Here is a 6044-nt window from a genome sequence, read left to right as displayed (position 1 = left end):
ACATCGTCAGCGCGGGATGGTCGGCCTCGAGTTCACCTCGCGCGAGTTCGACATTGCCGAGGATCGCGCCAAGGATGTTGTTGAAGTCGTGGGCGATGCCGCCTGCGAGCGTCCCGAGGGATTCCATCTTTTGCGCCTCGCCGAGCTGTGCCTCGAAGCGTCTCAACTCGGCCTCCGCCTCTCGATGCGCGGCCCGGCGAGCGGCCTGGACGAGTTCGCGCTCGACCACGGGCGCCAGCCGGCTCATGTTGTCCTTCATCACATAGTCGTTGGCACCGGCCTTCATCGYGACCACAGCCGTTTCCTCGCCGATCGTGCCGGAGACAAAGATGAAGGGAATGTCCAGACCGCTCGCTCGGAAGGTGGTGAGCGCTTCCAGGCCGCTGAAGCCCGGCATGCTGAAGTCGGAGATCACCGCATCCCACGGGCCCTGGACAAGGGCTGACTGCAGCGCCGCCAGATCCTGGACCCGGTGGAAATCAGGCGCGAAGCCTGCGCGGCGCAGCAGGCGCATCGCCAGGCGGGCGTCGTTTTCCGAGTCCTCGACGGCAAGAACCCTGATCGGCCGTTGATTCATGACGACGCCGGCCGCGGCGGCAATTGGTTGAGTGCGAGCCAGTAGATACCGAGCACCTTGACCGCCTCGAGAAACTCGGTGAAGTCGACGGGCTTGCGCACATAGCTGTTGGCGCCCAGCTTGTAGCCCGAAACGATGTCCTGCTCCTCCTTCGACGAGGTCAGGATCACTGCCGGAAGCAACGCCGTGCGGGGGTCGGCGCGCATCGCCTTGAGCACGCCAAGCCCATCCAGCCGGGGCAGCTTCAAGTCGAGGATGATCAGTGTTGGCAGCGCCGCCTCAGCACGATGGGCATGGGCACCACGCGCAAACAGGAAATCGAGCGCTTCCACGCCGTCGCGGGCGACAACCAGCGGATTCATCAGATGGCTGCGCTTGAATGCGCGCAGCGTCAGCGCGACATCGTCCGGGTTGTCTTCAACCAGCAGGATGACCTTGCTCTCGTCGCTCATCGGTTTGCTCCAGGATACGGAAGAAGAATGTGGCGCCACTGCCGAGGCTGGCCTGGGCCCATAACGGCCAGCCATGGCGGCGCAGCACACGCTGAACAATCGCCAGGCCGACGCCGGTGCCCGGGAAATCGCTTTCGTGGTGAAGGCGCTGGAAGGCGCCGAACAGGCGATCGGCGTAGGCCATGTCGAAGCCTGCACCGTTGTCGGCAACAAAACAGATCCGGTCCCTGCCTTCATGGCGCATACCCACGCGAATGACGGCGTCGACGGTCTTGCCCGTGAATTTCCAGGCGTTTTCGAGCAGGTTCTGCAGCGCGATGTGGATCAGCTCCCGGTCGGCCTGCACCCTGATGCCCTCGTCGATCTCCCAGCGCACCTGGCGCTCGGGTTGACTCCGGGCCAGTGTGGCCGCCATCTCGTGGACCATGGCGCTGATGTCCACCTCCTGAATGCGCAGCTCGGCTCGCGTCACCCGCGCCAGGCCCAGCAGCTCGTCGATCAGGCGACCCATGCGCTGGCTGGCGGCGCGGATGCGCTGCAGGCTGTCACGGGCCTCGTCGTCGAGCTGATCGCCATAGTCCTCGATCAAAGCCAGCGAGAAGCCATCCATGCTGCGAAGGGGGCTGCGCAGGTCGTGCGAGACCGAGTAGCTGAATGACTCGAGCTCATTGTTCAGCGAGACGAGTTCCCGATTGCTGAGCTCGAGCTGGCCAAAGGAATCCCGCAGCGCGCGCGTCATCGCGTCAAAGTGGCGCGCCATCTCGCCGAGTTCATCGGCGCTGCCGACATCGAGCTCGAACGACCAGTTGCCGGCGGCCACCTCGCGAGTGGCCTGCTCGAGCCGCGCGATCGGGCGGAGCACGTCGCGCCKGAACATCCAGACGGCAGCCCCCGTGATCAGCGCCATCAACACCAGTCCCGCGGCCGTCACGAGGACCACTCGCTGTTGCGTCTCGTCGATACGAACGCCCGCATCGTCAATCAGCTTGGCCGCGTCGACGAGGCTTCTTTGCTGCAGGATCAGCAGCCGGCTGGAGATCTGGACCTCGAAGCGCTGCTGGACCTCGTCGGCGACGCCACCGGCGGCTCGCGTGGGCACAACTTCGCCGAACAAGCGGTGGCTGGCCTCGCCGTTGGCGCGCAGCTCGGCCAGTGTCCTGGCTGCGGCATCGTCAAGGCCGGTCGGCAATGCAAGCAGGCCTTCAAGACGCTGCCAGACCGCCTGTTCCTGCAATCGGGCGCGTTCGCGACGGTTGAGCAGGTATTCGAAGGTGACCATGCGGATGTCGTTGAGCGCGCTGGCGATCGCGGCGCTGTGGCGGCGCTGCTTGACAGCGGCACTGACCTGGGTGTTCGCCCAGCCGATGCTGGCGGCGATCAGCACCATGGCGCCGAACATCAGCGCTGCGGCGATCCGGGCCTTGCTGCTGATCTTCATCGCACCACCGTCACCCGCCCCGGGCTCGCGGCCAGCAAGGCGTCGAGGCTCAGATGGGACAGGAAGTTCGGCATCGGCTGCGTGGGCGCATAACCGCGCGCCATCGCCCAGCCCGCCACATCTTCGAGCGTGACCAACTGGGCCTGCTGCTGATCGACCTCCAGATCCAGCGCCTGCCAGGCCGGCTCGAGCGCCTCGGGGTCGAGCTTCAGGCGTGCTGCCAGCAGCGTCTTCGCCTGCTGGGGGTCGAGCTGCACGAAACGCTCGGCATCCAGCAGGGCCAGCAGCAGTCTGCGCAAAGCCTCGCCGCGGGTGGACATGAATTCGCTGCGGCCGACAAGCACGTAGTTCTGGGCATAGGCATCGGGTGCACTGAACGAGATGATGGCGCTGCCCAGGGCCAGTTCGGCTTCATGCCGGACCGGCTGCCAGGCGGCGATGGCGTCCACGCTGCCGTCGCGCAGCGCGGCGATCAGGCGGGTTGGCGGCAGGTCCACGAGGATCAGCGACTGCGGGGCCAGGCGATGGCGCACCATGAAGGCCCACAGGAAGTATTCGCCGCTGGTCCCGAGGGTGACGCCCACCCGGCGCCCCTGCAGGCCGGCCGGTGAGCTGATTTCGCGGTCGCGACGCGCCAGCACGGCCAGTTCGTTGGAGGCGCTCGCCACCGCCGCCGCCATGCTCAGCGGCGCACCTTTGAGCACCTCGATGACGATGGGCACGTCGGCCGCGGCGGCGAGGTCCGCGCCGCCTCGCAGGAGCTCGGCCAGCGCAGCTTTGCCATGGGTTTGCGGCAGCACCGTCACTGCCAGACCGCGTTCATCGAAGAAGCCCCGTGCCGCGGCGATGTGAATAAGACCGGCATGCGGCGCCTGGGGAAGCGCAATCGAGAGCCGCTCGGGCGCCAAGGGCGGGCCGGACCGGCGCCGGCTCAGGCCAAACGCCGTGGCAAGCACGGCGAGTGAGGCCAGGCCTGCCAGATGACGGCGATTCAGACGGCGGTTCAGACCGCGACCCGCCGGGGTCGGAGCGCTCATTTGGTCCTCCCGCACCCAACACGCCAAGGCCATGAAGGCCACCTGGATAACGGGTTAAGTGTGTTGTCTAAGCTCGTTTGAACGAAGAGTACGGGCACGGCTTGCGTCTTGCAAGGCCTGTTGCGTGACGTATGACCTAACTTGTCCAAACTGCGGCATAGGAGATTTCTCCGTTGCCAGTTCAAGCAAATCTGGCAATGCTTTGGCCCTGGAGGTGGCAGATGGACCTGACGAGCTACACAGACCAGTGGCAGGCACAGCGGCAGCAACTCTTCAAATCCGTGCCGCCGGAAGGCCGCAAAGTCCGCTATCTGGACAAGGAGTTCCTGGTCTACCCCGACACCTTCTGGCCCTTCGCCGACAGCCTGCCGCTGGTCAGGAATTTCACGGTCGCGCCAGGCGAAACCGTGCTGGACGTGGGCACCGGCTCAGGCGTCATTGGCATCTTTGCCTGCTACCAGGGCGCAGGGAGGGTGGTGGGCGTGGACATCAACCCGGCGGCCATCCAAAGCGCCACCCACAACGCCCAGATGCACGGCTTTGCCGGCACCATGACAGCGCTGCAGTCCAATTTGTTCGAGGCGCTGGGCGACGAGCAGTTCGATGTCATCACCGCCAACCTGCCGTTCCGAAACAAGCCGGCACACGATGTGGTGGCCATGTCCCAGTGGGACACCGATTTCAAGACCAACACGCGCTTCTTCGAAGGCGTGGGCCGGCATTTGAAGCCCAAAGGGCGCATCTATTTCGTGCAGTCCAACTTCGGTGAGATCGAGGCCATGAAGCGCCTGGCGCAAACAGCGGGCCTGCAGACCAGGGAGCTGGCCAGCGAAGCCACGGACGAAACCGGGCGCCAGCAGTTCTTCGTCTACGAGATGACCTGGGCTTGATCGATTCCAGGAACCTGACGCATCGCCCCCCATGGACAGCCTGCTACTGGCCATCAAGGCGCGCCGCGCCGTCCCGCGCTCAGGCCTGAGAACGAGGGTCCGCAGGGTGGCCGTCATCCTGTGCGGCTCGCGCGGCGGATCCAGCCTCTTCAAGGAGGCCCTGGCCCTGCATCCGAGCATCGCTTCACTGGATGGGGAACTGGACCCGTTGCTGGCCTTGTCGGGCAACGGCTTCAATCAGAACTCCGACAGCGATGGCATCGAGCGGGTGGCCAATGTCGAGGAATTGAGCAGCAACATTCTGGACGAGGTTTCCTTTGCCTCGGCGGACCTCCTCGATACCGAGCTGCTGCTCAGGAAGTGGAAGAACCGGCTCCTGCTGCAGTTCCCGTCGCGTTTCCTGGACACCGCTGCCGAGCGGCGCCTGGAACAGTCGCTGGAGGCGGCCTTGGGCCAGTTCGAAGGCGGCGAGCGTCGCAGCGAAACCGAGCTCCAGGAACTTGTGCTCTCCACCGTGTTCAGCGACGAGCCTTGGCGGATCAGCTACTACGACGGCAAGGCCAACCGCGGCGACGGCCGGCACTTCGACGAACCCTTGAAAATCGAGGAGCCTCCCTTCGTGGTACCCACGCTCAAGCGGCGGCCCTTCGGCCCGGCCGATGTGCGGGAATCGGTGCTGCTGTTCAAGGCGCCGTCCGACGCCTACCGCATCGGCATGTACGAGCAGTTGTTCCCCAACGCCGAGGTGAGCTACATCCATCTGACCCGGGGTTTCGCGCAGTCCATCAACGGCCTGATGGACGGCTGGCTCTACCCGCTGGGATTCTTCTCCCACGACCTCAGCAAGATCGGCTGCGAACTCGTCATCCCCGGCTATTCCGACACCGTGGCTTTCGGCCGCAAGTGGTGGAAGTTCGACCTGCCACCCAACTGGCGCCAGTTCACCCGGGCGAAGCTGGAAGAGGTGTGCCTGAACCAGTGGTACTCCATCCACGAAGCCATCCTGCAAAGCGGCGTCTGCACCCTGCGCGTGTCTTTTGAAGACTTCGTCGACAACCCCATCGCAACGCTGCGGTTGATCACCGACCATCTGGGCCTGCCCGCCATGGCCCCGCCAGATGCGCTGCCCATCAAGATGGCCACCGAACCACCGAGCTCCAAACGCTGGCACAAAAGAAGCGCCTTGCTGCTGGACCTGGCTCAGCGGACCGAGGTGCGCGAGATGATGGACAGGCTTGGCTATCCCATGGAGCCCGACAGATGGCTGTGAATGCAAGGCTTCTGCTGCCCTACCTGATGGGCCAGCGCCGCGACGGCCTGCGCCGCGTGCTCGACATCGACCCCCATCCCTGGGAAGTGCTGGCACCGGCACGGCAGCATGCGACGCGGATCGACGATCCCATCGCCAAGCTGGACAACTTGGGGCGCCTCTACGCCCTGCTGGCTGCTCGTGTCGCCACGCTGGCCCGCAGTGGCTGCCGGCCAGTCAGCCTCGCCGGCGACTGTGTCTCCAGCTTGGGGCTACTGGCCGGTCTGCAGCAAGCCGGCCAGCCGCCCGAGCGTGTACTCTGGCTGGATGCCCATGGCGACTTCCACACCTGGTCCAGCAGCCAGACCCAGTACATCGGCGGCATGCCCCTGGCCCTGTTC

7 protein-coding genes are annotated in these 6044 nt (G+C 65.3%); 3 read left to right on the top strand and 4 right to left on the bottom strand.

Translation table 11 applies throughout. The features are described 5' to 3' along the window. The 4 genes from ACXJKR_RS21820 to ACXJKR_RS21805 all read right to left on the bottom strand — a co-directional run. Window positions 1-577: response regulator (locus tag ACXJKR_RS21820; RefSeq protein ID WP_457324603.1), on the bottom strand; the 577-nt coding region annotated here is incomplete at its 3' end. Then, a complete protein-coding gene (locus tag ACXJKR_RS21815; RefSeq protein WP_056193887.1) occupies window positions 574-1029 on the bottom strand; it encodes a response regulator in 456 nt (151 codons plus the stop codon). The genes ACXJKR_RS21815 and ACXJKR_RS21820, both read right to left, overlap by 4 nt. Continuing rightward, a complete protein-coding gene (locus tag ACXJKR_RS21810; RefSeq protein WP_457324602.1) occupies window positions 995-2467 on the bottom strand; it encodes a sensor histidine kinase in 1473 nt (490 codons plus the stop codon). The genes ACXJKR_RS21815 and ACXJKR_RS21810 overlap by 35 nt, the downstream gene beginning before the upstream one ends. Beyond that, complete coding sequence (locus ACXJKR_RS21805) at window positions 2464-3504, bottom strand: ABC transporter substrate-binding protein (protein ID WP_457324601.1); 1041 nt, start codon at window positions 3502-3504, stop codon at window positions 2464-2466. Before ACXJKR_RS21805 ends, ACXJKR_RS21810 begins: the two co-directional genes overlap by 4 nt. Window positions 3505-3725: 221 nt before the next feature. On the opposite strand from ACXJKR_RS21805, the gene ACXJKR_RS21800 reads away from it, so the two are divergent. The 3 genes from ACXJKR_RS21800 to ACXJKR_RS21790 form a co-directional block, all read left to right on the top strand. Then, window positions 3726-4394: a methyltransferase gene (locus ACXJKR_RS21800; RefSeq protein ID WP_457324600.1), complete on the top strand. Its 669-nt coding sequence runs from the start codon at window positions 3726-3728 to the stop codon at window positions 4392-4394. A 31-nt stretch (window positions 4395-4425) separates the two neighbouring features. Then, window positions 4426-5664, top strand: coding sequence for a hypothetical protein (locus ACXJKR_RS21795; protein WP_457324599.1), 1239 nt, complete (start codon window positions 4426-4428; stop codon window positions 5662-5664). Continuing rightward, on the top strand, window positions 5655-6044 hold a 390-nt coding region (locus tag ACXJKR_RS21790; RefSeq protein ID WP_457324598.1), incomplete at its 3' end, for an arginase family protein. The genes ACXJKR_RS21795 and ACXJKR_RS21790, both read left to right, overlap by 10 nt.

This window comes from Roseateles sp. P5_E11 (assembly GCF_054049355.1).
The sequence above is the reverse complement of the archived record's forward strand: the minus strand, read 5'-3'. Positions and strand labels throughout refer to the sequence as shown.

Bases quoted from the DNA above. Each gene is read 5' to 3' on its own strand.
- ACXJKR_RS21815 (WP_056193887.1), bottom strand. From the start codon at position 1,029: ATGAGCGACGAGAGCAAGGTCATCCTGCTGGTTGAAGACAACCCGGAC.
- ACXJKR_RS21805 (WP_457324601.1), bottom strand. From the start codon at position 3,504: ATGAGCGCTCCGACCCCGGCGGGTCGCGGTCTGAACCGCCGTCTGAAT.
- ACXJKR_RS21800 (WP_457324600.1), top strand. From the start codon at position 3,726: ATGGACCTGACGAGCTACACAGACCAGTGGCAGGCACAGCGGCAGCAA.
- ACXJKR_RS21795 (WP_457324599.1), top strand. From the start codon at position 4,426: ATGGACAGCCTGCTACTGGCCATCAAGGCGCGCCGCGCCGTCCCGCGC.